Raw genomic sequence first — 26870 nt, forward strand, 5'->3', positions numbered from 1 at the left:
TTGTGGGGCTGTTGCTACGGTTTGGTTTTTGTGTTGATTATCGGGGGGGGCGTTGTGGCGGGTATTCTGGGCTAATTTAGCCTATGCCTGTATTTAGGGGGGGGGGGGGTGGGTGGGGTAGATACAGTGCTGGGCCGAGAGCTGCATCGTTTGGCTGCGGACTTCAACGCGGTGCAGAAAATGAACGATCTTCACGCTCCGCTCATCGCGCTTAACGGTTACGTGAAAGATATTCTATAAACCCCAGCGCTCGTTCCGTTGAGTTCCTGATCGCAGACCTTAAACGCTATTGAGGCTCGAACGATGACCCGCCAACAGCTTGTGCAGATTGATCTAAACGAAGTGATGAGTGCCAACGAGCTCCATTCCACCCTGAGGGATGCGCTCGGCTTCCCCGGCTGGTACGGCTGTAACTGGGATGCCTTCTGGGACGCAATTACCGGATTAGTGGAGATGCCCGTGCACCTGAAAATTTCCGGGTGGGATGCGTTATCCAGGCGCTTACCCAAAGATGCCGAACTCATGCAAAAGTGCCTTGAAGAGCTGAGCCTTGAGTATCCATCGTTCGCGTCAAATGTAGAGTTCGACTGAACGCGAGAACGCGGCGACGGCTGGCGGTGCGACACCCAAGGTCATCGACCCGCAGTTGTACTGCCAGCATCAAGAATATTTGCTGGACTACGACCGCGCAGAGATGAATAGCACATTTGCAATGGCCGCCCCTTCCCCACCTTCTGGCCCATCAGGCAACAAGCGCTTCAAGTAACCAAGGAATGTCTACCGCATTGAAGGACTCAGAGTGATGTCAATTTCCATAGGGACTTTCTTCTACCCGTACCTAAAGTTTCTCCACGGCGCGGCCTACAACCTGCACCAGATCCTGGAGGGGCTTGGCGTCGTCTCATCGACCTTCAACGGGCGTAACGACGCCGGGCAAATCATCGGAACCTACTGGTCGCCCGACGAAGCAATGGTGAACACGCTTGGCTGTCTGATAATGCTGTCGCTGCTGCTGATACCCTTGCTGGCAGCAGCCGCCTATACGGTAGGCAAGAAGCGTGGCGTGCTCATCTTCTTGGCGCTCTTGCTCCTACCGGGAGCGTTGAACTGCCTGGGCCTTTTCCCCAACATCAATTACCTGCCCATCCGTTACGCCATCAATGGCGTTGGGAAACTGGGCAGCGAGATCGGGCTGATCCCCTTGTTGATGCTTTGCGCCATCACCGGATGGGCCGTCATGGTGCTTATCTATGACAACCTCAACCTGACCGAACGCTTCCGTCAGATATACGATCACTTCTGGTTTCCACTGGCATTGGTCGCCGCGGTGTTCTTCGTGGCGGACAACGGCGCCAATGAAGACACCGCATTGCTGAAGGAGGCGACAGCGAGCATCCAGGAGGCCAGCGCGTTCCTGCTGAGCCAGATCAAGCGCTACGATGATTACTGCAGGGCGAATGGCCTGGATAGCCTGAAGTCCTGCCAGTGGAGCAGCGATTCACAATGGACCTTTACCCACATCAAGGAAGGTGAAACCAGCTACTTCATGGATTTCGCACCGAACGACTCCAAAGGCTTCTACGCCGCGACGAGAAGAACCATAAGCGACGAGGATGTGATCGCCATCCGCAAAGAAATCAACGACTACAATCTACGGTTGTGCCCCGTGAAGCACTTTTCCAATGGCATGTCGCGCTCATCGCCACTCTCCAGCACCTGCGAGTACGTCCCCCGTGGCTTTTGCTTGAACAATCCTGATGGCCCACCCGGCCTTGTGGACAACAATATCAGCAGTCACACCGTAGCCTTGGCCAGCGAATGCATCGTTCCCTGGCTTGCTGGTGTCAAGCCCTCCTTGAAGCAGCAGTTGGCGCTGGTCGGCCAGCATGACAAAGCCAAGAATCACCGTTGGCTGTATTTCCTTGCTGTTGCTGTGGCGGTCGGAGCGAAGGTGGCCTTGGCGACTACCAAGCTGTGCTTGATTGATGCGCGGCCTGAGGCTGATAGGCGTCGGGTTCTTAGGGTTGCTCGGCATAGGCTGGGACAGTGGATTCGGGGAACGAGGCGACCGCTGGTTGGTTTCGGGCGGTTAGCATGGTGTGCGGCCATCGGGGTAGCCGAGGTGCTTAAGCGGGGGATAGCGCGGCGAGACTAGCATTGTACCGGTAGACAAACCGGCGGCAGGGCATTTTACGCTAGGCCAATCTAGCAACAAAGGAGCCGGATCTGTTTCAGCAAATGAGAATAAATCCGCCCCCTTTCGCCGCCCCTTACACCGGTTATCAGACTCGCAGGTTTCCTCTAGCTGCGTTTTTTACAGGGATGTCCGTCTTTTCAATTAACCCCCATCGTCCCTATCTGTCCTTCATTCAGCACTGCCCCTGAGAATATTTCCGCAGTCGCTAGCACGCCCTGGCGCGATAAAGTGTCGCGGAAATAGCCGAATAAGGTAAACGGAGCGTCTATTTAGAGAGACGTTGGTAGAACCACCTTGGGCGTTAAGAGGAGCAAAAGTCTGAAAATGCAGACGTATGAATGCGTCGGAGAGCTGCGGGGATGGTCTTGGATTGGTGCCCAGGCATTAGTGACTGAATGGAATCGAGCATCCTCCACTTTCCTTGTAGGCCTAAGCTATTAGGAAAGTGAAGGAGTCAGGACCTGAGAACTCACGAGGATTCCCTGAGGCAAGGCTTTCATGCATAGAACAACCCGGCCATGATGCTGGTGTGTGCGACCGCAAACGGTCTTCAATGTGCGTGATGCATCCGGGTCAGTATACTTCTTGACTGACTTTAGCGTCTAGCTCTTTAGAAAAGTCAAAATCCCCCCATTTCGTAAACCAATATTCGTTATATTTTTTAATTCGCAACAGATTATTTACTGGAATACCGTACATTTGCAAAAGACATCGCTTAGTTTGCTCGCTTACAAATGGGCACACTAAAAGATCCAGCACCAAGTGGACCATCTCTGAATCACCAACAAGAGAATCCTCCCTCAAACCAAAAAATTCTACGACATATTTCTCCAAAGCTTCTCTGAGAAGAGCATAGCGAGCCTTATTCTCCATATAGAAAAAAAGCGTTACAATAGAGAAATAATTTAGATCAGCCCTTGCCTTATAGCACCCATCCAACAACTCAAATCCGAAACTGTGACCTAGAGTGCCTTCATCCACACGATAGTTTTTACCGAGCTGCCTCATAAGAACGAGAAGGTACATAACTTCTATTTTGGCACTCTTACCATCAGAATTATGAGTCATAACACTGCGACACCTTTCATAAATTACCTGCGATATTAGAGCGCCATAACTAAGCCCTATTTTTTCTTCCTTATAGAACGAAAGAATACGCTGACATATTCGACAAAGCTTTATAGTAGTATTAACCTTCGGAGAAACAGCGTATACAAAAAAAACAAAACCCAACAATGCTTCTATGGATTTTGAAAAACTCTTATCCACGCCACCTACTTTCTCGATTTTGTGATAGGTATCAATTACCCCCCCCACCTTCCTTTCAACCACCGACAGCGAGTAATTCAATATCTCGCCATATCCAACTCCAGAGATTGCTAATATAGACTTGAAATCTGTGATCAGAGTAGATCGACCAATATATATACTCCCTCTTGGAAGCGCTTCTCCTTCCTTAATATCAGGAGAAATCTCATAGACCAGCGCTCGATCAAATAAATCTGATATTCGCTTCTTTGCTATTGTAATCGGAGTAATTATCGGCCTACCTAAGGTCTCTTCCTTCCCCTTATTTAGAGACAACTTATACTTTTTCAAACTTTCTTGCAGAGTCATTTTTATTTGATGACATACGTCATCATCATTATAAAATATGAAATAATCATCCACATAGCGATAAATCTTGAAATCTGAATTAGCTATATAACCATTCCCAAGCAATTTCCCACCAACATCTATATCAACTGCCTGAAGAATTATCTCTGCGAAAATCCTTGAAACCTCGGGACCAATTAATATCCCGTTTGTCTCATTATAATTTAACCTCTGCATCAGCGTGTCAAACTTACCCGCAAATGATGCTGTAATCGCCTTAAGGTTTTTCTTGGCAAATTCCTTGCCATATATCGCCCAAGCCAGCGAATGCGTATAAATACTATCAAAGCATCCAGAAACATCTAATTTTGTCAAACTCCTAAAGTCACGCTCACTACGAAGATGCTCTCTAGATTCATAAAACTTAAAAACATTGCTAAATCTTTCATAAACAAAAAAAGATTTTAAGTTTTCATAATTTTCGCCATCGACTTCTACTAATGCATCAAATCTATTCTGGCTTTCTATTTGAGAACGATAGTCTATAAAGGTACATCCAGCAATTCGCCTTGGTGATCGCAAACTAAACTCACTACGACCAGTATAGTAAACCATTAAGTCTTTATATTTATCGTAAAAATCCACCACCAGAACCTGCCCTCTGGGATGCATTAGGGATAGCTGACGCAACTGATCCTGCTTGTGCGTCGTAGAAAAAACAAATGGAACAGTATGGAAATTATCTCCCTTCTCTAAAACGATTACAGACGTGGTCTTACATCCTTCTTTCACATGCTTGATTGGCTTAGCAGGTTGAACACCTAAAACCAATTTCACAAGATTATCCAGGACTTCATCAACGAATCTCCACGAAATCCTTTCGCCGTGAATTTTTATAGAGTAATCGCATAAAAACCTGTAGAAGTAACGATTTGAAAATACTATTGGAACCTCATAAGGAAGCACGTCAGACAACACTACCCTTTCGACCGGAAAATTTATAGACAATGCTTTTTTTCTAGACATGCTTCCACCCTCTTGAAAGCTCAGAAAGTTCTTTAGAATCAAAATTTCTGAACAACTTTTCCTTAAACCCCTTTTCGAAAGACAACTTAGAAAGCTTCCTTTTTAGCGAAGGACTGACGACAGATGAGACCTTACTTAAGTAAAATTTATCAAGACCAGAAAGCTGCGCCGTATCAGTGATATACTTATTACTAAAATAAACACCAATAAACGCATTACTTTTCCTGTTAAACAAACGCATATTTCCCGTCAAAAATAGACAGCGCAACAGCAACTCCTCAGCAGCCTTTCCTGGAATAAAAGCAAACTTTTTAGAATAATCCAGGAAAGCTTTCTCGACACGCGCCTTATATTTATTAAATTTTCGCTGACTTAATCTCACACCTGAAGTGCTACTAGACACGTCAAAGGTATATCCTAAATAATCAAATTTCCCCTTTTGCTCATCAAGCAAATTAATAGGCTTTGTTTTATCATTAAAAACCAGACCTCTTGACTTTAAAATAATACCAAGATTGGCCAAATAATTATCCGACAACTCCTTCCGCTCCGGCGCATACATCAGCAGCATGTCATCTACATATCGCGCGTAATAAAACAGACCTTCCTGACGCTTAATTTCAGAATCTACGCTGGACAGATATATTTCAGACAAATAAGCACTAACCCCTATTCCACGCGGCAAGCCTTTATCATCGCCTGAAACTGCAACATAGTCCTTCATAAGACGTGTCAGCATTCTTTTGATTAGCACTGATAGTTCAGGAGACTGATGAATCTCATCTAGCAACTCTTTATGCCGAACAGATTCGTAGAACGATTCAACATCAGATCTGATAATGTATTTAGGAACTCCATCTAGAGTTAGAGACTTTATTTGACTGACCAAAATATCGCGCGAAGGCATACGGAGTTCGTAAAGAGCCTTTAGCGCTTGCTGAACAAATCTAACGGCTAGAATCTGATCTAAAGTAGTTCCAACCCCATAAACCTTTTTCCCTGCAACCATATTTGGCAGCAAAGCTATGTCTATTCTGAACCCCTTACCGCTAATAATTTTTGAGACTTTTTCGAGCTCACCCTCAATCAATTCCACATGTTGAGCTTTACGCTTCTCTAAGACTCTATTGATTCTTGAAATTCGTCTCTCGTAAAACTCCTGATTTATCTTTCCAATTCTAAAACAATATCGAGTATATGATCGAAGTCTATTGATCCTGTAGAGTTTGATTCTTATTTCGAAAGCCGCAGGGATGTGTCGAGCTTCAAGATCCCCTCCCTTCTCTCGATCACTTTTCAGTATTTCATTAAGATTTCTTATTGAGAATGCCTGATCCATAAACGATTAAACCCTTAAACTTATAATCCATCTGAGGAGTTGGAATGCAGAGGGGAAATGAACAATGCTTCCTTGTCTACAGTACCGACCTCACTTTCGGTTTAGCTAGGCTAGATACAAGAGGAGACTATTGCGGTTAAAAATAGCTACGCTGAGGGCGTGAGACATTGGGACGACAAAGGGGACGGTTTTATTTAAAGGGTCCCGCCACAAAAAAATCGCCCCCCTGCTTTAACAGCCAAAACTTATTATTTGCAACGTAGATGACATTCTGACCGCGCCTTTTTTCTTCTTAGGAGTTTGATGGCGGCTGAATGTAAATCACCTGTTTATCTCGACCAACCAACAAACCGACGATGAGAAAAATCCCCCCTAAGAAGAAGCCAACAACCCCTAAAAAGCCACTCACCAAGGTGCCGCCAATTGCGGCTCCGGCGGTTTCCGCCCCTGAATGAGCACCGCTAACATTCGTTGCGATATGGCTACCGGTAAAAACAATACCAGCCAACGGAAGCATGAACGCAGCGATGCCTGAGGTGACCAAAAGTCGACGCCATGCCTTGCCAGCAGAGGGAGCGGAGACAGCTATTGCTAATGCAATAATCCATATTACGAAAAAAACAATTGCGCCAGTCCCTCCGGCGGCTTTCGGAGATGCCGCCCCGGCGATTCCTACAACTGTCAAAACAAGAATGGCTAATATCAGTCCCGCGACCAACCCCGCAAGAATTTTCATCCTGAACTCCCGTTTGCACCGCGCCGTATATGCTCGATTCAGGTATAGCAGCAAAAAGCCACTCCTGCCCTGCGAAAATTTGTCACACCTCAGCTAGCAGAAGAAAATCTCGCACGAATGAAAAATAGGCATCTTGGGGCCTTAGGCTTGCTGGAGAGTTCAGCCTCCCTCGGGCACAAAAAAGGCCTTGCTAGGCAAGACCTTTTTCCAATCCGGGCGGCACGTAGCGCTGCTGCCCCTACCTCACCTCAACAATATCCAAAGCCCGATTCGCCAACAGCTCACTCACCTCAATCACCTGCAAAATCCCCAACGCAACACGTCGCCGCGATCCATCCAGATCAAACGCCAGATCACTGATCATGGCATTCGCCGAAGCCAGGTTCTCACTGAGATTCGCAAGCAAACATTCAGAATCCACACTGGGATCAATCCGAAGAATAGAGTCGGTCTTGTCAGACATTTCGCCCTTAGGCTTGGGTTTCAGGTAGTAATCCAACGCGCGAGTGGCAGCGTCGTCGAGCTTTTTGTTGCGGGCAGACTGGGCACGAGATGTGGGTTCGTCTGTTACTGGAGGATTCGGTGTAATTTTGACCATAGTCTTAGCTCTCTTTGGTTGAGGCTACTTCCCGCTCGCGACTAAACGATTGGGAGGCAGCTGTACGCAGGTTAGTCGACCGACGAGCTAAGAAATCGGCGCGCCCGAGGGCGCCCTGCGCACAGCCACCATCAAGTGCAGGGATGGGGAATACCTGACTGATGAACGCTTGAGCGCCTTAGCAACGACGGGCGACTAAACCCGATCACTGATGAGCAGTGACAGGTCCCAAACTACCGGCGCAGCCCAAGGCGGACAAGCCGGCGGATTCTGGCGTAGTTGTAGGCAAAGGCGCAAGGCGATGTGGGCTGGCAAGTTCTGATTGCCCGGTGTCTGTAGGCCTATGCCGACGCTGTTTCTCTTCGACAGGTAGGTCAGCACGGGAAAGGGGTCGGACAATGGAAATAGATAAATCTGCCCTCGTTGTCTCGAACATCAGGGCCACAAAAAAATACCAGCTTCCCTGGGAAACTTATCTATCTGTGCCGTCAGAAGGATCAATAAATGGTGCTAGGTAGAACGTCACGGTGTCTACGAGCAGGTCCACCAGTTCAGGGTCCATGTAACGGTAATCATCGGGAATATCCAGAACATGAAGCCGCTTGTGTTCAAGCAGCCTAGCGTACTCTGCCCGCAGCCGATGCTCGTGCTTGCGCTCCATCACAAAGATGACATCGGCCCAACGGATATCCGCTGGGCCGATAGGTCTGCGTGCGTTGGGGCTAGTGCCCGCCGAGCGAGCGCCGAAACCGGGACGGCGACGCCAGATCGCTTCCGCCGTAGGGCTACGCCATTGGTTGCGGCTGCAAACGAACAGGAGGTTAGTCACTCTTGATCCAACAATTGGCGAGTGGTGCAAATGGGATAGCTCATGCCGAGTTGGCGTGCCCTGTGCAGTTTGTCGGCACGGGTGTATATCAGCTTCCAGTTCTTTTCTGGCCTGGCTTCCTGCGGACGAACCGCTTCGTGCCTACCATCTTTACGGGACTGTGCGCGTCTCCAGCTACGGGTTCTTTCCATGGTCATTTCCTCGTGAGTACCGGGTTCAGCAGCCGCGGTAATACGAGGAGGAAGATATGGTAAGCATTAATCGGGCAGGTGGCTAGACGCTGTAGTAGCCACCTCACATAACGAAAACCGCTCCCCTATTGCTTCAGCCGCATCTCGTTCAACGAAAAAGGCCTCGCACAGCAGGACCTTTTTCGTTGGGCTGCAAGCGGCTTGGGCTACCTCACCTCAACAATATCCAAAGCCCGATTCGCCAACAGCTCACTCACCTCAATCACCTGCAAGATCCCCATTGCAACCCGCCGCCTTGAACCATCCAGATCAAACGCCAAATCACTGATCATGGCATTCGCCGAAGCCAAGTTCTCACTGAGGTTCGCTAGCAGACACTCAGAATCCACACTCGGATCAATCCGAAAAATGGAGTCGGTCTTGTCAGACGTTTCGCTCTTAGGCTTGGGTTTCAGGTAGTAATCCACCGCTCGCGTGGCAGCGTCGTCGATTTTCTTATTGCGGGCAGGCTGAGCACGGGAGACGTGTTCGTTCGTATCAGGGGGATTCGGAGTATCTTTTGCCATTATCTTGTTTCCTGTAATTGGAGCCATCTCCCGCTCGCGACTAAACGATGGGAGGCAGCTGTACGCAGGTTAGTCGACCGGGGAAACAAGAAACCGGCGCGTCCGAGGACGCCCTGCGCACAGCCACCATCGAGTGCAGGATGGGAATCCCGACTGGATGACGCCTTGCACAACCTGTTTCACCCTGGGCGACTAAACCCGATCACTGATGAGCAGTGACAGGTCCCAAACTACCGGCGCAATCCAAGGCGGACAAGCCGGCGGATTCTGGCGTAGTTGTAGGCAAAGGCGCAAGGCGACGTCGGCTCGCGAGTTGCGGTTGCCCAATGACTGACAGCGCCATCTGACGCTTCACATTGCTCCGGCCCTCAATAGCCAGCCCTACCTGCATTGAGGAAACCGGAACAACCACTTCAAGAATCCTCCTACATCGCGCCCCTCTCTTCCCGCGTTAGCGTCTGTGCTGCATTTCAGCGGACGAGATTCACTACGTGGCGACACGCAAAAAAGACATTCCTCAAGTCCGAAACCCGCCCGGCGGCGACGGGCATCACCTCACTTATCGGGACATGAGCGCCAGCGAACTGGCCGAGCGCGACGGCTTACAGCAGGCTTATGAAGCCATGCTTGCCCGGCAATCCGCCTACGAACAAGCGCGCTGGGCCACGGTGGATAACAAGCCGTTATCCAGCGTCGCCGGATGCGTGTTTGCCAAGAGCTGCAAGCTGCCCAACGGCATCATCGATTACAGCAACCCCAACGGCTACGTTCCGGCGGATCTGGTCAAGCAGTACGGCGATCTCATGTGGCTCGGCGGTCGGAACGCCGACCCATCCGGCGCGATCCCCCTTGAGCAGATCGGCGCTGGCGCGGTTCCCGTTACCTTGGGCCGGCTCGCGCTGGGCGGTTCGGCAACTTCCACGGCTGCCGCTGCGGGCAGCACCGTCGGCGCAGCGTTGCTGACCGGCATCGTCGCCCTGCTCTGGCCGTCCAATCTGGGCGATAGCGCGCTTTACAGCGAAGACCAGCTACGCGACCTCAAGCAGGCCCGCAGCCGCGTGCGCCTGAGCATCGAGCAGCAGGCCGACGGCAGTCTCAAGGGGTATGGCTTTTATACCGGCCAGCGTCCCGATTGGGAAATGGTGGATGTTGTTCAGTTCACGTCGCGAGCCGATCAGTTCATCGCCGACTTGGGTGATGGCATCGAACTGATCTGGACGCCGGCTATCAATCCGGCTGACACCCTCGGCATTCCTGCCTTGGAAGCTGCGCCCCAGGCACCGCCTATTTGGATTTATCCGCCTACGCCGATGGCTGACAGCATCATTGTCGATCCGATCTATCCGCCGGAGTACAGGGATTTCATTCTGGTGTTTCCGGCGGATTCGGGGGTTCGGCCGGTTTATGTTGTAGTGAGTACGGCCCATCATGACTACCACCCGAAACCAGCCTTTTTACCTGCATTTCCAACTGCGAAATGGGCGCCATCCAAAACCCGCATGAAAGGCGGAGGGTTGCGTCCTCGCTGGAAGGACAATGAGAAATTCATATATGAATGGGATTTCCAACATGGCGCAGTGGAAAAATATAACAAGCGAGGAAAACACTTGGGCGAATTCGACCCTATTACGGGGGCCCAAACCAAACCAGCCAACCCAACGAGGTGGGTAGAACCATGAGACACAAAATAATGGGCGTCATTGCCGGCGATGACTTTGCCTCATACGAAAAAACGCTCTGCATTGACAGTCAGGCTCTAGCAAAAATAATGAACTGGACCAAAGAAGAGAATTATTTTTACGACTACGAACTGAACACATCTCAAATTGAAGCATTGGAAAATGCTTGTTCAATAGAGCTGCCCCGAAACCTGGTGCTTTTTTTAACCAGCAGCAACTAACTTTCAGAACGAGGGCAAGGTCAAGCACTGACGCCGCCCCGCCCCGCGCCGGGCGGGCTTACGTTGGCCTAGGTCCTATTCCGATGCTTCAGCGCTGTGCACCACCACCAGCAACTGCGCCTGAACATCACCCACCGAGCGCAGGCGATGGGGTTTTTGCGCGTTGAAATGCAACGCATCGCCGCGATTCAACACGACGCGCTCGTTCATAAAGTCCACTTCCACCTGGCCTTCGTGAACGAACAGGAACTCCTCGCCCGTGTGTTCCTTGAACGCATGATGCGCGGCGAATTCGGCCGGGGGGTAGAGGATGAAGGGCAGCAAGGTTCGCTCGGAAACCTGGTGAGCCAACACGGCGTATTCAGCGCTGCCAGGGTTCGCCGCCAGGGATTGGCGATCTTCACACCGCACCAGGCTGTAGCTGTCGAGCGAGACGTTTTCCTCGGAGAACAACTCCTCGACTTTTACGTTCAACGCCTTGGACAGCTTGAGCGCCGTGGCGATGGAGGGCGTGCTCAGACCCCGTTCCACCTTGGACAGGTAGCTCTTGGTCATCCCGGTTTTTTCAGCCAGGACGTCCAGCGTCATACCGAGTTTTTTTCTGAGCAATTTCAAGCGAATGGACATAGGTAACCCACATTTCCAGGGAAACGGACAATCTGCGATTGCAAATGACACTTTGTGTCATATAGTCTATTTAGTATCATTAGCACCTCCATCCCACAGCTTCCATGACGCGGATCAAGAACGGTCAAAGAACGAATCAGGAGAACTGACATGAGCAAGACACTGGCGACGCCCAAGGACCAATTGGTCCAGCATGCTGTCAACCAGATGCAGAAATCACTGCCGGATAATACGTGGACTGTGCGACAAAAGCTGGCCCTGACCTGTCGCATCCTGTTCGAAAACGGTCACGACTCCGGCCTCGCCGGGCAGATTACCGCGCGCGGGCCGCAACCTGGCACTTACTACACCCAGCAACTGGGCCTGGGGTTTGACGAGATCACCGCCGGCAACCTGCTGTTGATCAACGAAGACCTTGAGGTCCTGGAAGGCCACGGCTTTCCCAACCCGGCCAACCGGTTTCACACCTGGGTCTACCGCGCCCGGCCGGATGTGAATTGCATCATCCACACCCACCCGACCCACATCGCCGCGCTGTCGATGTTGGAAGTGCCGCTGCAGATTTCCCACCTGGACCTCTGCCCGTTGTACGAAGACTGCGCGTTCCTGGAAGGCTGGCCGGGCGTGCCCGTGGGCAACGAGGAAGGCGAATTGATCGCCGGCGCCCTGGGTGACAAGCGAGCGATTCTGCTTTCCCACCACGGTCAATTGTCCACCGGCGAAACCGTGGAAGAAGCCTGCAACATCGCCCAATTGATCGAGCGCGCCGCGAAGCTGCAATTGCTCGCCATGGCCGCCGGCGAGGTGAAGCCGATCCTGCCGCACCTGGGCCGCGACGCCCACGACTGGAGCGCCCGTCCCAAGCGTCACGCGGCCGCCTTCAACTACTACGCCCGGCAGAACCTGCGCCAACATGCCGATTGCCTGAACTGAACCCAATAGGAGCGACGCCATGTCTACCCCCAACATCCACGGCATCATCGGTTACACCATCACGCCCTTCTCCGCCGACAGCCAAGGCTTGGACTTGGACGCATTGGGGCGGTCCATCGACCGCCTGATCGACAGCGGCGTGCATGCCATCGCGCCCTTGGGCAGCACCGGCGAAGGCGCTTACCTGAGCGACGCGGAGTGGGACCAGGTCAGCGAGTTCAGCATCGCCCACGTCGCCGGCCGGGTGCCGACCGTGGTCAGCGTGTCTGACTTGACCACCGCCAAAGCGGTGCGCCGCGCGCGTTTTGCCCAGGATCACGGCGCCGATGTGGTGATGGTCTTACCGGCTTCCTACTGGAAACTGAGCGAGGCGGAAATCCTCAGGCACTACCAGACCATCGGCGCCAGCATCGATGTGCCGATCATGCTTTACAACAACCCGGCCACCAGCGGCATCGACATGTCCGTGGACTTGATCCTGCGAATTTTCAACGCGGTGGATAACGTCACCATGGTCAAGGAAAGCACCGGCGACATCCAGCGCATGCACAAGCTGCAACTGCTGGGCGAAGGCCAGGTGCCGTTCTACAACGGCTGTAATCCACTGGCGCTGGAAGCTTTCGCGGCCGGTGCCAAGGGCTGGTGCACCGCCGCGCCGAACCTCATCCCGCAACTCAATCTCGACCTGTACGCGGCCGTGTTGGCCAACGACCTGAGCAAAGCCCGGGCGCTGTTCTATCGTCAATTGCCACTGCTGGATTTCATCCTCAAGGGCGGCTTGCCCGCTACCATCAAGGCTGGTCTGCGCACCCTCGGCCTGGAGGTCGGCGACCCGCGCTTGCCGGTGTTTCCGCTCGACGAGTCGGGGAATGACCGGTTGCAAGCGATGCTGAAGCAACTGCTCTGATTCGCCCTGCCCTGCGGCCCGGCGGGTGGCGACTCAAAACGTCAACCTGTCGGTCGCTTCACTTCATTCTCAAACTGCAAGACTGCGAGGCGTGAGATGGACACCTATAAACCGCTGCACTGCGACCTGCACGACTACCTGGAGATTGCCTGTCTGTGCGGCTATACGCTGGACATCGAACTGACTGACGGCCAACGCGTGACGGCTCGGGCGATTACTACGCGGACCGCTTCCACGCGGGAAGAGTTTCTCGAAATCGAAACGGCGGACGGTCGTCAGGAGATTCGTCTTGACCGTTTATTGGCGATTACGCCGTTGGATAAGAACGCCAGGTTTGGGCGGGTTGTGTTGATGGAGGGTGACCAGGTTAGTCAGTGAAATGGATCTGCTGACTGACGCACCGCTATCGCGAGCAGGCTCGCTCCCACAAGGGACTGTTGCGCCTGGGACTCAACGGGCATCCAGTTATTCCCGTGGCTAGGTAGCTTGCTCCTGCCGGGCTGCGCAGCATCCCTAATCATTCAGGCAGTAGTGGGGCAGAGGCTTTGTTTCATCAAGCTATTTGCGAGGTCCTTTTGCTTTCAGCTTTTGTCACTTTCTTGCCCTTGTGCTCAGACTCCCATCCTTTACAAGCCAGGGCCACATGCTTGGGAATCATTGAGGTCCCACTGCTGTAAGCGGTAATAGTGCGACGGGTAAAGCCCAGCTCCTGCGCGGCGGTGGTCAACGAGAGTTTGTTGGCAGCCATCCAGCGTATGAAGGCCTGGGTCGGCATCACCTCACCGGCTTGCTCCAGCGCCAACCGATGCAAAGTGACGGCCGCCAGTTCCAGGTCATCCCCCCAGCTCACATCGAAGCCCCATTCTCCCACTTGGGAGGTGCCGAACAACGACAGGTCTTCCAGGGGCTTGAGCACCGGGAATTGTCGGATGTAATCCCGCAGGTCAACGTCGTAGCGCTTACCGTTGGCAAACTCCACCTGCAAGGCATGTTTACCGGGGACAGGCTTCACGCTGCTGATTCTGGCTTTGCTGATCATGGGTCAGCTCCTCCGATTCTGTTCGTTCCACACACGCTGCAGGTCAGCCGTATGTTCTGCCGCCCACGCCAAGGCGGCTTTCAGGGATTTAGAGTTGGCCCCTTTACCAAGCACCTTGAGCCCGTCGATCTCTACCAGTGACTCACCATCCGGCGTTTGCACATGAAAATGCGGCGGCGCATGATCGTCCGGGTAGATTTTTATTTTCCAGTTACGGTCGCTGTGTACGGTAGCCATGCCAGGCATGCTAGGGAATTTTTTTCTCTAGCACAAGGTCAGGCGTCAGATGCTGAGCGTGACCCCTTTTCCCGCTAAAGCGCGATTAGCAGTCGTTTGTCACGGTGATTAATAATCAAGACTTTCCATCACCTTCTCCGAACAATCCCATCCCCTTTTCGCCCGCCCAAGAACTCAAGAAAAAACGCCCACTCGAATTTCCTACGCACACGCACAAACGCATCAGCCACCTTATCGATTTCGGATCTCGCCCCCTCTGCGCTGTCATAAGTCAGCGCGCAGACTGTTCCATCTGGAAAGAAGACGCTGTAATCATAACGAGGCCCCACCCAAACCCCATCGACCCATCGGCCGCCCACCGATTTTTTGTTGATCACGCAGCCTTTGTAGTTTTCTACGAATTCCATATCGCACCTCACGAAATCAAGCACCGTGATAGCGCGACACGTTTCGAGCGAAATCTCGCGATATCGCCTTCAGCATACGGCCCTCAAAATTTCTCGCGCACCTGTTGGAAATGACAGTAATTAATAACAACTAGCCACAAGTAAGCAGCCGTTAATTCTGTTTGGCTATAAACCCCTCAAAAATTCTTTCCACTCCATCCCTTCCCGCAAAACTTCCATCCGCTCCAGCAAACGCTCCGCCCACTCCCCGCCTCGATAATGCCCGCTTCACTCACCCAAGCGCTGCAACCGAGCACCCGTGTACCTCCCATGAATCTACGCACCTTCATTCGCAGCTACTGCCTCAACGCCAGGCTCGCCACGAATGCCCTGACCCGCCTGCACAAATCCCTCTCCTCCCTGGCCGCCTACTTGGCCCAGCAGGGCTTCGATTCCAACCTATGGCCGGCCACCCGTGACGAAGCCGCGCTAGACCCTCGTATCAACACCCTCTGCCCAGAGCTGGCGACCACCGTATTCAGCCACGCCCGCGAGGGCATCATCCTCGTCGACCCCTACGGTCGGGTCATCGCCGTCAACGAGGCCTTCACCCGCCTCACCGGTTACAGCCAGGAAGAGGTGCAGGGCCGCGAGTTGAATGCCCATCGCATGGTCCGCCGCCTCACCGCTTTTTACGCGCCGATGAAGAACGCCCTGGACTTCCACGGCCACTGGTCCGGCGAGATCCAAAGCAACCACAAGGACGGCCGCGAGATGACGTCGCGGATCAGCATCAGCGCGGTGCATGACCGGCACGGCAATGTTCAGCACTACGTGGCGCTGCTTGGCGATATGACGCAGATGAAGCAGCGCTTGCAGTTGCTTGAGCGGGATGCGCGGTATGACGCACTCACGCAGTTGCCCAATCGGTTGTTGTTGGCCGAGCGGATGCGGCAGGCGTTGGGCAAGGCGCGGATTCATCAGCAGAAGGTGGCGATCGCGTTTATTGACCTGGAGGGGTTCAAGGCGTTGAACGACAGTTATGGGCATGACTGGGGGGATCGGGTGTTGCAGATTGTCGCGGCGCGGATCAATGCGACGTTGCGTGAGGGCGATACGTTGGCGCGCCTTGGGGGTGATGTGTTTGTCGCAGGGCTGGTGGGTGTGCAGGCGGTGGAGGACAGCGAGCGGTTGCTCAAGCGGATGCTGGCGGCCGCGAATGCGCCGATTCTGATTGGGGCGCAGACGGTGGAGATCGCGGCGAGTATCGGGGTGGCGTTTTACCCTGAGCATGGGCAGGAGATCGATGGGCTGATCAGTAAGGCGGATCAGGCGATGTATCTGTCGAAGAAGGCCGGGGGTAATCGCTTGGCGTTTTGTCCGACGCGGTTTATTTCGCTCAATAGCGAAGCCTGACGGTGGTGCCGACGGTGCGTTCGCTGCCGGTCATGACGCCGTAGTCGCCGGCGCCGAGCAGTGAGTAGACGGCGGTGATGTAGTTGCGGTCGAACACATTGCGCACCCAGCCTTCCACTTCCCAGGCGCGGTCCTGGCTGCGCAGGCCCAGGCGCAGGTTGGTGAGGCCGTAGCCGGGTTGATAGCTGCCTTCGCCGCCTTCGAGGGTGCCGTAGTAGCCGGTGCGGAAGCTGTAGTCGATGCCGCTGAAGGCTTCCAGGCCGTAGGGCAGCGGGTGGGTGTGGTCGAGGCCGCTGCTGAGGTTCCATTCCGGGGCGTTGTAGAGGCGCTCGCCGCTGAGGTCGCAGGTCCATTGGCCCGAGGCCGGCGGGCACGGGGCGTTGGGGAAACTGCGGTAGCGGGCGTCGCTCCAGGCCACGCCCAGGCGGCCGGTGAGTCGGGGGGTGAGTTGCCAGGCGGAATCGAGTTCGATGCCGCGCAGGCGGACTTTGCCGACGTTGATCAGGTTGTCCCGCAGGGGAGGCGCGAACAGCGAGGTGGGCGGGCTGTAGGTCAGTGCGTGGTAGTCGTCGACGTCGGTCTGGTAGGCGGCGAGGTTGAGCAAGGCGCGTTGATCCCAGAACCGCGTCTTCATGCCCACTTCCAGGGACGTGGCGCGCTCCGGCTCGAAGGTCGGCGCGGTGAACGGGCCGATCACGTCGAAGTTGATGCCGCCGGCCTTGTAGCCCCGCGACCAACTGACGTAGCCCATCACCCCGTCGGTGAAGCGATAGCTGACGCTGAGCAGGCCGGAGACGGTGTTTTCCTTGATCGCATCTTCGCGGTAATAAGCCCGACCGAGGGCGATGTCCCGCAGTAATTGCCCTCCCACCTGGAACACCGGAGGCAAGCCGGTCAGCGGGGCGAGGTTGCTGACATCGCGGGAGACCCAGCCGCCCTTCCGTTCCTGGCTGTAGCGCAGGCCACCGGTGAATTCCAACGGGTCGATCGGGCGCCAGGAGCGCTGGCCGAAAATAGCGCGGCTGTCGCCCTGCTGTTCGCCGTCATACCGCGGCCGGGCGCCATCGAGCAGCACCGAAGGCACCTGCCTCGGATCGGTGAGGCTGACGCCGAAGATTTTTTGCAGTGCCTCCAGTTGATCGCCGACGAACCAGGGCGCCGCGTCCGGGCCAAATTCGGCGTCGATCTGCCGGTCGAGTTGTTGGCGCAAGTAATAGAGCCCGGCGACATAATCGACGGACGATCCGGCGCTGCCGGACAGCCGCCATTCCTGGCTGCACTGCCGATGGCCCAGGTCGGGTTCGGATTGGGCCACCGACAGCGCGGTGCTGTCGCCGTCGCGGCTGGCGCGGTAGTCCCAGTCGCGGGAGGCGGTGATGCTGGTGAAACGCATGGCCTCGTCCAGGTCCCAATTCAATTCCAGCGACACGCCGTTTTGCAGGGTTCGCGGGCGCCCCGGCGCGTCGATGCGGTTTTCCCGTTGGTAAGGGTCGGGCTCCGCCAGCGGATAGCCAAGGAATTTGGCGCGCTTGCGGGTTTGCTCGCTGTAGTGATTGACCAGCAGGACGTTGCCGGCTTCGTTCTGCTCGGCGTAGTCGGCGATCAGGCGGGCGCTGAAGTCGCTGTTCGGCGTCCACAGCAATTGGCCGCGCAAGCCTTGGCTGTCGGAATCGCCGAGGCGGCTGCCGTCTTGCAGGTTTTCCACGGCGCCTTCGCTGGCGCCGTCGAATACGTTGAGTCGCCCGGCCAGTACGTCGTCTTGCAGCGGCCCGGAAAACGTCCCGCGATATTCCCGCAGGCCGCGCTCACCGTAAGTCGCTTCGAGATTGGCTTCGGGCTGGAAGGTCGGTTGGCGGGTGATGATGTTCAGCGCGCCGGCGGTGGTGATCTTGCCGAACAAGGTGCCTTGGGGCCCGCGCAGGACTTCGATGCGTTCGATGTCCATCAACTCGGTGAACGCCATGCCCTGGCGCGCCTGGTAAACACCGTCGACGTAGGTGCCTACACTGCCTTCCAGGCCATCGTTGTAGGCGGTGGCGCCGAAGCCGCGCAGGCCGAAGCCGGCGTAACGGGCGTCGTGACCCGAGACCACCAGGCCCGGAACCCGTTGCTGGATGTCTTGCAGCCGGTGCAGGCCGGCTTCGTCCAGTTGATCGCCGTAGAGGACGTTGATCGGGATCGGCACGTCTTGCGGGTCTTCCTCGCGGCGGCGAGCGGTGACGGTGGTTGCGTCGAGCGTCAGGGCGCTGGGCGCCTCTTGCGCGGCATGGGCCGATGCCCAGGGCAACGCGAAGAGGCCGCCGAGCAAGAGCAGCCGATAACCCAGACCCGGCATGCTAGAACTCCCGGGCCATTTCGCGATGCTCCGTGTCCGGGCAAACCAGTGTATTGATCCGTGCCAGCAGTTCGCGGCTGTCGGCGGGCTTGAGCAGTGCCGCGTCGAAGGCCAGGTCTTGCGGGTAACCTTCCGGCCTGCGTGGCGGGATCGCTGAATACAGCATCACGGGCAGCTCGTGCCCATGGTCGCGCACGTGTCGCAGCAGTTCCCAACCGTCCATGCCGGGCATCATCTGGTCGCTGATCAGCAGGTCGACCGGTTGATCAGCCAGGCAGGCCAAGGCGTCTTTGCCGTTCGCCGCGATGCTGACGTCGAAGCCGTAGCCGGCCAGCAGGTCGTAGAGCCACTCAGTGTTTTGTTCGATGTCGTCCACCAGCAGTACGTGTTTGCCCTGGCCATCGAGCGGCGTGAAGTTGTTGTCGACGATGCCATTCTCCAGTTCGTGTTCCTGGGCGCATTTGAGTTGCAGGCGAAAACTGAAGAGGCTGCCCTGCCCGGTGGCCTGGGGTTCGAGGCGGCTGTCCATGCGTTCCAGCAATTGGGTGACGATGGACAGGCCCAGGCCGCTGCCCTCGAAGCGCTGGGCATTGCGGCCGCGGCGGAAGGGTTGCAGCAGGTGTTCGAATTCTTGCGGGTCGATGCCGATGCCACTGTCGCTCACGCTGAAGCGCAGCTCGACGGTGTCGGCGCTCGCTCCGGGGCCTGCGCTCACTTCGAAACGGATCTGGCCGTTGCGGGTGAATTTCGCCGCGTTCGCCAGGAGGTTCATGAGGATCTGCCGGAGGCGTTTGAAATCGGCCTCCACCAGCGGCGGCAGGTCATCCGCCAGCACGGCTTCAAACGTGTTGCCCTGGCGGGCGGCGAGAAAGCCTGCCTCGTCTGCGATCTCCTGCAGGAAGCCGTACAAATAGTCCGGCGCAAGGGTCAGTTGCATCTGCTCGAGTTCGCCACGGGAGAACTCGAGCATCTCGTCGATCAGTTCCAGTTGCTGGCGGGCGTTGCGCTCGATCGTCGCTTGATAGTCGCGGTTGGGCCCGGCATGCAGAAGACGCGCGTAGTCGATGATGCGCACCAGCGGCGAGCGCAGGTCGTGGCTGATGCGCGCCATCAATGCACTGCGGGCCGCGAGGGAGTCGCGCAGCTGCGAGGTGCGCAGGGCCACGGTGCTTTCCAGGCGTTCGTGCTCGGCTTGGCGTTGTTGTTCGAGGGTGGACAGGGCGTGTTTTTCACGGTTGCGGCTGCGGGCGACTTCCATGATCAAAGTGCACACCAGAAACGCCACGCCCGGCAAGGTGGACGACAGGCTGTATTTGCTTTCCGGCGTTTGCCAGGGCAGTTGTTCTTGCGGGAAGAAAATCCGCATCAGCAGTTGCCCAAGCAGTAGCGCCGGAACCAGCCAGGCCATCCAGTTGTAGCTCAGGCGTGCGCGCCAGGCCATGAACAGCGTGGCGAGCAGTACGCCATAGAAACTGAACAGGGACATCTGGACAATTTGCGCGCCCTGGACCGGATCGATTTTCAGCCACCAGAGTCGGCCGAAAATACAGCCCAGCAGCGGCACCCAATAGCTCCAGCCAATGATTATGGGCAATCGGGCAACCTGCAACAGCACGCGGAAGTAGGCCAGGAACAGCACGAACGAGAATGCGCTGGCGCAGGTCAGCAGCTCGCGTGTCCAACCCAGCGCCGAGGGCCAGTAGATCAGGTAGCCGTTGAGGATACAGGTCAGCAGGATATAGCTCAGGACCGCGCCGGCGTTCACGGTGAGCAGTCGAGAGCGCAGGATCCAGCCGACGATCAGGCCGAACGGCACCACCAGCAGGACAATGCCGAGGCTGAGTCCGTCGCTCAGGTAGGTCTGTTGCTGACTGCGCAGCAACGCCGGTTCGGACCACAGTTCCGGCTCCAGCAACATCTGGAAGTGGCTGGCCACGCGGACGAATACCGTGGTGCTCTCCCCCGCCGCCAGCGAGACCGGGAACGCCGGCTGACGCGCCGCTGGCTGGAGCCATTCGACCAAGGGATAGGCAGCTCCACCGTGGGCAACCCGTCCCGGTTGGTAGACGCGGATGTCTTCCAGGCGCGGCGCGCCGATCACCAACAAGCGCGAACACGCCGCAGTGCTTGAGTTAGTCAGTTGTAATTTCAGCCAGAAGGTAGAGCGGCTGTAACCCTGCGTCGGCCAGCTTGGGGTCGCGGCCTTGAAATCGGTGTCAGGCCGTTGAGCGATTTGTTCCAGGCTCAGGTGTGCCTGGGTGTCCTCGAAAATCTGCGCCACCGGCATCAGGTTCAGATAGTCGGCGCGGCAGATATCCACAGGCGCCGCATGCACCAGGCCTGTGGATAACAACGCTATCGTCAGCCATAAAAACTGTAGAAGCCGCATCACGCGCGTCCGGCCGACTCGGTTTCGGCAATGCCCAGGGCTTGCTGGCGAAACTGGCTGGGCGTCATGCCGATTCGCTGGCGGAAGGCGGTGGTGAAGTTGCAGGCGTTGCGAAAGCCCACCAGTTCGGCGACGTCCTGCACGCTCATGGCGCTTTCGCAGAGCAAGTCCTGGCCGCGCCGCAGTCGGGCGTCGCGAATGTAGGCAAACACGGTCATTCCCAGGTGCTCGCGAAAAATCGCGGTGAGGCGCTTTTCGTGAGTGCCGACTTTTTGCGCGAGCAGGCCCAGGGACGGCATGTCGTCCAACTGGTTTTCTATCAGTCGCATCGCCGCACGCAGCACGATCTCATCGCCTTGCGGCTCCGGATCGGCGGGGGTCTCATGAACGGCCGGTGGCGCGCGCCAGGTCAATTGCAGGTGGATCTTGATGCGCGCCAGCACTTCTTCGGGGGCGCAGGATTTGGGGATGTAGTCCACCGCGCCCACGGTCAGCCCTTCCAATCGCTCCAACGAGGTGTTGGCCGAGGACAGGAACAGGAGCGGGGTGTGCCGGGTGGCCGGTGCCTCGCGCAGTAGCCGGCACAGGCTGAAGCCGTCCATTTGTGGCATGTGCACGTCCAGGACGATGAGGTCCGGGCGCAGGGCCAGTGCGCGGTGATAGCCCTGGTGGGCATCACTGGCCAGGGAAATGCGCCAGGGTTGCGCCTTGAGCAGGACAAGCGTTGCGCGGATATCCTCCGGGACATCGTCGATCAGCAGAATATGCGGCGATTCGGACGCCGCCGCCGCGCTTGCGTCCATAGCCGTGCGCCTTTCGTATCGTCCGTCGTCCATTCGCTACGTTCTCTTAATCGTGCGTTTGCCAATTAATTGCCGGAAAGCAACGGTATCGCAACGCAAAAATCGATGGATCGGTAAAAATCGTTACACCAATAGCGGCAGGTCCGGCGAAGACTTGAAGATGCCGAATTGTCCATGACCGCTATGCTGAGGCGATCCTACTCCGACAGGCAGGCTTTGATGATCCAATGCAAACGCGCCTATGAAACCGCCAACGCCGAGGATGGCGTACGGGTTTTGGTGGACCGCTTGTGGCCGCGTAACTGTCGCAAGGACGCGCTGGCGATTGCTGAGTGGTTGCCGGAGGTTGGGCCTTCCCATGAGGTACGCAAGGCATTCAAGGCGGGGGCGGTTTCGTTTGCCGAGTTCGGCGTGGCGTATCGGCGGGAGCTGGCGGCGCGGCCGGAGCATTGGTGGAAGCTGGTGGATGTGGCACAGGGTGGGATGCTGACGTTGGTGTATGCGGCCAAGTCGCCGGTTGAGAACAATGCGGTGGTATTGGCGCAGTGGTTGGAGGATGAGCTGGAGAAGCGGGCCGAGGGGAATTCGCCGGTTTGTTATTTAGGTGATTTTCCAGAATTTTGAAAATACCTGTGGGAGCGAGCTTGCTCGCGATGGCGGTCAACCAGTCGCCATCGATGTTGCCTGGCCTGCCCCTATCGCGAGCAAGCTCGCTCCCACAGTGGTCTGTGCCCGGCCAGTCGACCGTTCCCCACGCTTCTGCGGGAACTTCAGTCGCTTTGGGGCTGCTGCGCAGCCCAGCGGGAGCAAGCTCCCTCGCCACGGTTGTTTTGAGCATCGCCGAGGAGGGACAGCTTCATTCAGCAAGTCGCTCAGTCAGGGCTTCAAGGCATCACATTGAGCACGCAGGTCGCTGTTGGAGATCGCGCTGCAGCTGCCACTGCCGCTCTTGGCATAGCAGTAACGACGCTGGTCGTCGTCGTTTATGCTGGCGCAACTGCCGCTGCCAGTCTCGGCCTCGCAGGCGTGACGCAGGTCGTTGCTGGAGATCGCGCTGCAGCTGCCACTGCCGCTCTTGGCATAGCAGTAACGACGCTGGTCGTCGTCGTTTATGCTGGCGCAACTGCCGCTGCCAGTCTCGGCCTCGCAGGCGTGACGCAGGTCGTTGCTGGAGATCGCGCTGCAGCTGCCACTGCCGTTCTTGGCATAGCAGTAACGACGCTGGTCGTCGTCGTTTATGTTGGCGCAGTTGGCAAAGGCATAACCGCTAAGCATCCACAGCACCACAAAAATAACTCTCATCACTCTCTTCCCTGATTGACCGGAACAGGCCGGCGCTGGTTTGCCCAACTGGGCCTGCGCAGTTTAGAGCGCAGGCTGGGGGGATGGAAGAGTCTGAATAGACGGCGCTCACGCTGTCTCAGTGCCTGCGTTTGAGCATCGGCAGTGGACCGCAATGCTGGATGAGTTTGGGGGCTGCTACGCAGCCCAGCGGGGCGGTGCGACGTTTCGCTAAATCCCCTCGCCACACTGGGTGGCTTGCTTGGGCGGGGTGCTGTGGCTGAGGAACGGCTAAGATGGCGCAAGTAAAATCACAGGGGAAGGCAGGCGTGATGGCAGCTCGTTTTGATCCATTGGTTCATATCGATTGGAAAACACCGGGCAGCGACGTGCTCGGGCTGTTGCAGCACTACTATCCCGACATCGGTGTGTTTGCCGGGCCGGGGTTCGAGGCGTTGTTGGATGAGCTGTCCAACGAGATGCCCGAGGTCTGCTTCGAGGCGCTGGCGCCGCTGTTGGCGGCTCAGGGGTTTGACTTGTGGAACCTGGACGCCGGTGGCGATGATTATCGGCCGGTGGTTTTCCCCTCGGACCAGCGCGAGGCGTTTGCCAGGCATTGGCAAAGCTCGCAGGGGGAGCCGAGGTTCACGGCGACGTTGATCGAGCCCCCTGCGGTGAAAGCGCGCAAACCGGCCAAACCCAAGCGCGGCAAGGTGAAGTGGCTGCAGGAAGTCCATGACTACCCCGGCGACACCTATGTGCATGAGGACAACTACCGCAACGGTTGGGCCGCGATCACCGAGCAGGACGAAGACCAGTGGTTGTGCTTCCTGATCGATTACAACCAGTGGCCGCCCACCGAGCAGGACATGCTCGAACACCGCACCGATGGCGTGGACGGCGCAGACTTGCAGCTCATCGACGCCGATGCCCAGCGCAGCCTGTGGAAACGTCGGGTCGTGCGTGGCGATTACAGCAGGGACGACCGCTACCAATACGAAATTCGGCAAGGCAATGAGATCGCGGCGTTCGGCCCTGCCGGGGTGCAATGGCCAGAATTTGAACAACCCAGTGTGGTGGTGGACTCGGAGGTGTTCGAACGCCAGCGCCTCTACGAACCCGAGCATCTGACCCGGATCTGGCGGATCACGGCGGACAGCAGCGAGGTGATTTTCGAATGCGCCGATGAACTGACGATCCTGCCCATCGGCCCTCGCCGCTTGCTGTTCATGCAGCACAACGGCCCGAAGTGCTGGGTCTGGCACCAAGACCCGCCGCACCAGGCCGTCGTCGCCAAACGGATGCCCGCTGAAGCCTACAAGTTGCGCGCATCAACCGCGTACCTGGGGGGCGACGAGATCCTGTTGTTCAGCGAAGGCGCGCGGCAGAACGCTGAGCATGCGGGTTATCAGGACACCGTGCTGCTGGCGTGGCGCTTCAACTTCATGACCGGGGCCAAGACCAAGGCGATGCTGGACGGTTTCGGCAGTGAACTGCGCCAGGACACGCGCCTGCTCGTCACCCAGCCCAAGCAAGTCATTACGTTGCGCACGTTTCATGGGCAACTGCATGTTTCGCGAGGGCACGGCGATTGGTGGGTCTGGACTTACCGCGCCAATACCTTCGGCACCCACACGCTGGCGTGGTTCTGGAACCAGGGCAGCAATGAGGTGGTGAAGCTGTCGACCAAGGATATTGTGCGGGTCAAGCCGCAGGTTCGTTATGTGCCGGGGCAGGATCGGTATCTGGCGTTCGAGACGGCGTTTGTGGCGCGGTTGCCGGCGTTTGGCGAGATGGTTGAGGCCAAGGGGAGTGAGGTTTTGGATTTCCAGTAAGGCGATTTCGTTACATGGAGACACTTCCAAAGCATGGCGCTTTTGTGGCGAGGGAGCTTGCTCCCGCTCGGCTGCGCAGCAGTCGCAAACCCTGCCAACCGTGTCCTCCTGACGCCCCGCCGGGGGGCTGCTGCGCAGCCCAGCGGGAGCAAGCTCCCTCGCCACAGGGGCAGGGCTCAAACGCTCAGCACGCCGCGAAACCCTCGCGCCGCGTAATACGACTGCACACCGTTGTGGTAGATGAACACCCGGCCATAGCGGTAGTCACCAAAAATCGCCCCATCGAGGGCGCGAAGCGCTGGAGGGGTTGCCAGCCAACTGGACGTCTTGGCATCGAACTCACCGAGGGTTTGCAGGGCCCGATACTGGTCTTCCGTCAGCAGGGCGATGCCCATCGCTTCGGCCATTTCGATGGCGCTGCCTTTGGGCTTGTTCTCCTTGCGCGCATCCAGGGCCGCGCGGTCGTAGCAGAGGCTTCGGCGCCCGGTTGGGCTTTCCTTGGCGCAATCGCAGAAGGTGACAGTGCCGGTCTTTGGGTCGAGGCCGATCACATCGGGTTCGCCGCCGGTGGCTTCCATGGCTTGGAGGGACTTCAGGGCGTTGGGGTTGGCTTCGAGCCGGGTCTGAACGTCGGCCCAGGGAATGTCTGGGTGGCGGTTCAGGTTTTTTTCGAAGCGGGTTTTCAGGGTTTGGATGAGGCTTTCTTGTTCTTGTTTTTTCATGGCTCGGAGTCCCTGGCTGGCCGATTGAATGTGCACGCTCTAATCACCGTTTCCGGCGAAATTTCATATCAGGTATTTCAATTTAGCCTCGGCGACTGTCATCTCTGACAATAGCCACGCAGCGCCTTGAGCTCTTAATCTGCTGCAGCTTTTCAAGCAAGCGCAAGCATTCCTTGGGGGTTAACAAGACGCTCATGGTGACTACACAACAGGAAAAGTGAAGCACATCTACTGCCAATGAAACGGCGTGAATCATGAAAATTCGTGATGGCTTCATGCTTATGCCATTCCCCTATCAGGTTTTTTGCACGGTATCAGAAGCCCTGATAGCGTGTGGGATCCTGGGGCAATACCCGATGCGACACTGAGCACATGAGGCCTTTATGAAGAACTTCACGATTCAACGTATCGACCACATCGTCCTGCGCGTGAAAGACCTTGAGCGCAGCCTGGCTTTTTATACGTCGGTGCTCGGTTGCGAGCTCAAGAAGCGTCGGGACGATCTTGGCATGCTTCATCTGGGCACCGGTGTTTCGATGATTGACCTGGTGGCTGTGGACGGGCCTCTTGGTCGCCAGGGTGGGCCGGCGGCGGGTAAGCAGGGGCATAATGTCGCTCACCTCTGCCTGCGTATCGAGCCGTTTGATGAGCCCGCCCTCCTGGCTCATTTGAACTCAGCCGGCCTGACCGTTGAGAAAGCGCAGATGCGCTACGGTGCGGAGGGCAAAGGCTGGTCGATCTATTGCTTTGATCCGGATGGCAACCAGATCGAGTTGAAGGGCCCGGCGTTGGAGCCCTGAGCTTCAACTGGGTGCTGTGATCAAAAACTGTGGGAGCAAAGCTTGCTCAAGATAGCGGTCTGTCTGGGCCGGTGATGTTGGATATGCGGCCGTCTTCGCGAGCAAGCTCGCTTGTATGGTAGGACTTGAAGGGAGGAGGAGGGACAAGGCTCGATTCTGACTGTTCGCGCAGTACAGACCGT

General features: G+C 56.4%; 27 protein-coding genes. 11 read left to right on the forward strand and 16 right to left on the reverse strand.

What is annotated here, in order from left to right:
- Nucleotides 1-303: 303 nt before the first annotated feature.
- Nucleotides 304-591 carry a barstar family protein gene (locus HGO40_RS25340; RefSeq protein WP_250965254.1) on the forward strand — a complete coding sequence of 96 codons (288 nt, stop codon included), beginning with the start codon at nucleotides 304-306 and terminating at the stop codon, nucleotides 589-591.
- 211 nt (nucleotides 592-802) lie between these two features.
- The gene (locus tag HGO40_RS25345; protein ID WP_250965255.1) at nucleotides 803-2155 is read left to right on the forward strand and encodes a hypothetical protein; all 1353 of its coding nucleotides are present in this window, start codon (nucleotides 803-805) and stop codon (nucleotides 2153-2155) included.
- A 615-nt stretch (nucleotides 2156-2770) separates the two neighbouring features.
- On the opposite strand, the gene drt3b is transcribed toward HGO40_RS25345, so the two are convergent.
- The 7 genes from drt3b to HGO40_RS25380 all read right to left on the reverse strand — a co-directional run bounded on the left by drt3b (nucleotide 2771) and on the right by HGO40_RS25380 (nucleotide 9078).
- The gene (gene drt3b, locus HGO40_RS25350; RefSeq protein ID WP_250965256.1) at nucleotides 2771-4819 is read right to left on the reverse strand and encodes an antiviral reverse transcriptase Drt3b; all 2049 of its coding nucleotides are present in this window, start codon (nucleotides 4817-4819) and stop codon (nucleotides 2771-2773) included.
- A complete protein-coding gene (gene drt3a / locus HGO40_RS25355; RefSeq protein WP_250965257.1) occupies nucleotides 4812-6158 on the reverse strand; it encodes an antiviral reverse transcriptase Drt3a in 1347 nt (448 codons plus the stop codon). The genes drt3b and drt3a overlap by 8 nt, the downstream gene beginning before the upstream one ends.
- A 292-nt stretch (nucleotides 6159-6450) precedes the next feature.
- Nucleotides 6451-6894 (reverse strand): hypothetical protein, encoded by a 444-nt coding sequence (locus tag HGO40_RS25360; RefSeq protein ID WP_250965258.1) that lies wholly within the window; start codon nucleotides 6892-6894, stop codon nucleotides 6451-6453.
- Nucleotides 6895-7132: 238 nt separating this feature from the next.
- Nucleotides 7133-7492, reverse strand: coding sequence for a DUF6124 family protein (locus HGO40_RS25365; RefSeq protein ID WP_250965259.1), 360 nt, complete (start codon nucleotides 7490-7492; stop codon nucleotides 7133-7135).
- Between the two features lie 472 nt (nucleotides 7493-7964).
- The gene (locus HGO40_RS25370) at nucleotides 7965-8321 is read right to left on the reverse strand and encodes a low molecular weight protein tyrosine phosphatase family protein (RefSeq protein ID WP_250965260.1); all 357 of its coding nucleotides are present in this window, start codon (nucleotides 8319-8321) and stop codon (nucleotides 7965-7967) included.
- Nucleotides 8318-8512 carry a hypothetical protein gene (locus HGO40_RS25375; RefSeq protein ID WP_250965261.1) on the reverse strand — a complete coding sequence of 65 codons (195 nt, stop codon included), beginning with the start codon at nucleotides 8510-8512 and terminating at the stop codon, nucleotides 8318-8320. The genes HGO40_RS25370 and HGO40_RS25375 overlap by 4 nt, the downstream gene beginning before the upstream one ends.
- Nucleotides 8513-8718: 206 nt before the next feature.
- Entirely contained in the window at nucleotides 8719-9078 is a 360-nt protein-coding gene (locus HGO40_RS25380) for a DUF6124 family protein (RefSeq protein ID WP_250965262.1), read from the reverse strand.
- 491 nt (nucleotides 9079-9569) lie between these two features.
- Between HGO40_RS25380 and HGO40_RS25385 the strand changes: the two genes are divergently transcribed.
- Together HGO40_RS25385 and HGO40_RS25390 are read left to right on the forward strand one after the other, a co-directional pair.
- The gene (locus HGO40_RS25385) at nucleotides 9570-10757 is read left to right on the forward strand and encodes a colicin E3/pyocin S6 family cytotoxin (protein ID WP_250965263.1); all 1188 of its coding nucleotides are present in this window, start codon (nucleotides 9570-9572) and stop codon (nucleotides 10755-10757) included.
- A gap of 11 nt (nucleotides 10758-10768) precedes the next feature.
- The gene (locus HGO40_RS25390; protein ID WP_250965264.1) at nucleotides 10769-10978 is read left to right on the forward strand and encodes a hypothetical protein; all 210 of its coding nucleotides are present in this window, start codon (nucleotides 10769-10771) and stop codon (nucleotides 10976-10978) included.
- A 75-nt stretch (nucleotides 10979-11053) separates the two neighbouring features.
- Here the strand turns inward: HGO40_RS25390 and HGO40_RS25395 are convergent, their stop codons facing one another.
- Nucleotides 11054-11605: a helix-turn-helix domain-containing protein gene (locus HGO40_RS25395; protein WP_250965265.1), complete on the reverse strand. Its 552-nt coding sequence runs from the start codon at nucleotides 11603-11605 to the stop codon at nucleotides 11054-11056.
- A 150-nt stretch (nucleotides 11606-11755) separates the two neighbouring features.
- On the opposite strand from HGO40_RS25395, the gene HGO40_RS25400 reads away from it, so the two are divergent.
- The 3 genes from HGO40_RS25400 to HGO40_RS25410 all read left to right on the forward strand — a co-directional run bounded on the left by HGO40_RS25400 (nucleotide 11756) and on the right by HGO40_RS25410 (nucleotide 13823).
- Nucleotides 11756-12538: an aldolase gene (locus tag HGO40_RS25400; protein ID WP_250965266.1), complete on the forward strand. Its 783-nt coding sequence runs from the start codon at nucleotides 11756-11758 to the stop codon at nucleotides 12536-12538.
- 19 nt (nucleotides 12539-12557) lie between these two features.
- Entirely contained in the window at nucleotides 12558-13445 is an 888-nt protein-coding gene (locus HGO40_RS25405) for a dihydrodipicolinate synthase family protein (protein ID WP_250965267.1), read from the forward strand.
- 96 nt (nucleotides 13446-13541) lie between these two features.
- Nucleotides 13542-13823, forward strand: coding sequence for a Rho-binding antiterminator (locus HGO40_RS25410; protein WP_250965268.1), 282 nt, complete (start codon nucleotides 13542-13544; stop codon nucleotides 13821-13823).
- Nucleotides 13824-13998: 175 nt separating this feature from the next.
- On the opposite strand, the gene HGO40_RS25415 is transcribed toward HGO40_RS25410, so the two are convergent.
- The 3 genes from HGO40_RS25415 to HGO40_RS25425 form a co-directional block, all read right to left on the reverse strand.
- Nucleotides 13999-14484, reverse strand: coding sequence for a DUF2442 domain-containing protein (locus tag HGO40_RS25415; RefSeq protein WP_250965269.1), 486 nt, complete (start codon nucleotides 14482-14484; stop codon nucleotides 13999-14001).
- Between the two features lie 3 nt (nucleotides 14485-14487).
- Nucleotides 14488-14721 (reverse strand): DUF4160 domain-containing protein, encoded by a 234-nt coding sequence (locus HGO40_RS25420; RefSeq protein WP_250965270.1) that lies wholly within the window; start codon nucleotides 14719-14721, stop codon nucleotides 14488-14490.
- A gap of 128 nt (nucleotides 14722-14849) precedes the next feature.
- Nucleotides 14850-15128, reverse strand: a complete 279-nt coding sequence (locus tag HGO40_RS25425) for a hypothetical protein (RefSeq protein ID WP_250965271.1) — start codon at nucleotides 15126-15128, stop codon at nucleotides 14850-14852.
- 309 nt (nucleotides 15129-15437) lie between these two features.
- Here HGO40_RS25425 and HGO40_RS25430 point away from each other — a divergent pair, with 309 nt between their 5' ends.
- On the forward strand, nucleotides 15438-16523 hold the full coding sequence (locus HGO40_RS25430) for a sensor domain-containing diguanylate cyclase (protein ID WP_250965272.1): 1086 nt from the start codon (nucleotides 15438-15440) through the stop codon (nucleotides 16521-16523).
- On the opposite strand, the gene HGO40_RS25435 is transcribed toward HGO40_RS25430, so the two are convergent.
- Genes HGO40_RS25435 through HGO40_RS25445 form a run of 3 tightly spaced genes read right to left on the reverse strand, consistent with a single transcriptional unit; the run spans nucleotide 16507 to nucleotide 22050 of the window.
- Entirely contained in the window at nucleotides 16507-18858 is a 2352-nt protein-coding gene (locus tag HGO40_RS25435) for a TonB-dependent receptor (protein WP_250965273.1), read from the reverse strand. The two genes, HGO40_RS25430 and HGO40_RS25435, sit on opposite strands and share 17 nt — an antisense overlap.
- 1 nt (nucleotide 18859) lies before the next feature.
- The gene (locus HGO40_RS25440; RefSeq protein ID WP_250965274.1) at nucleotides 18860-21247 is read right to left on the reverse strand and encodes a hybrid sensor histidine kinase/response regulator; all 2388 of its coding nucleotides are present in this window, start codon (nucleotides 21245-21247) and stop codon (nucleotides 18860-18862) included.
- A complete protein-coding gene (locus HGO40_RS25445) occupies nucleotides 21247-22050 on the reverse strand; it encodes a response regulator transcription factor (RefSeq protein ID WP_250965275.1) in 804 nt (267 codons plus the stop codon). Before HGO40_RS25445 ends, HGO40_RS25440 begins: the two co-directional genes overlap by 1 nt.
- Before the next feature lie 219 nt (nucleotides 22051-22269).
- Here HGO40_RS25445 and HGO40_RS25450 point away from each other — a divergent pair, with 219 nt between their 5' ends.
- The gene (locus HGO40_RS25450; protein WP_250965280.1) at nucleotides 22270-22674 is read left to right on the forward strand and encodes a DUF488 domain-containing protein; all 405 of its coding nucleotides are present in this window, start codon (nucleotides 22270-22272) and stop codon (nucleotides 22672-22674) included.
- A gap of 252 nt (nucleotides 22675-22926) precedes the next feature.
- Here the strand turns inward: HGO40_RS25450 and HGO40_RS25455 are convergent, their stop codons facing one another.
- Nucleotides 22927-23352 carry a hypothetical protein gene (locus HGO40_RS25455; protein WP_250965276.1) on the reverse strand — a complete coding sequence of 142 codons (426 nt, stop codon included), beginning with the start codon at nucleotides 23350-23352 and terminating at the stop codon, nucleotides 22927-22929.
- Between the two features lie 311 nt (nucleotides 23353-23663).
- On the opposite strand from HGO40_RS25455, the gene HGO40_RS25460 reads away from it, so the two are divergent.
- On the forward strand, nucleotides 23664-25166 hold the full coding sequence (locus tag HGO40_RS25460) for a DUF6630 family protein (RefSeq protein ID WP_250965277.1): 1503 nt from the start codon (nucleotides 23664-23666) through the stop codon (nucleotides 25164-25166).
- Between the two features lie 176 nt (nucleotides 25167-25342).
- Here the strand turns inward: HGO40_RS25460 and HGO40_RS25465 are convergent, their stop codons facing one another.
- A complete protein-coding gene (locus tag HGO40_RS25465) occupies nucleotides 25343-25888 on the reverse strand; it encodes a DUF4256 domain-containing protein (RefSeq protein WP_250965278.1) in 546 nt (181 codons plus the stop codon).
- 383 nt (nucleotides 25889-26271) lie between these two features.
- On the opposite strand from HGO40_RS25465, the gene HGO40_RS25470 reads away from it, so the two are divergent.
- The gene (locus HGO40_RS25470) at nucleotides 26272-26688 is read left to right on the forward strand and encodes a VOC family protein (protein WP_250965279.1); all 417 of its coding nucleotides are present in this window, start codon (nucleotides 26272-26274) and stop codon (nucleotides 26686-26688) included.
- Nucleotides 26689-26870 lie beyond the last annotated feature (182 nt).

It is taken from the genome of Pseudomonas sp. CG7 (genome assembly GCF_023701885.1).
Classification (GTDB): Bacteria; Pseudomonadota; Gammaproteobacteria; order Pseudomonadales; family Pseudomonadaceae; genus Aquipseudomonas; species Aquipseudomonas zanjanensis.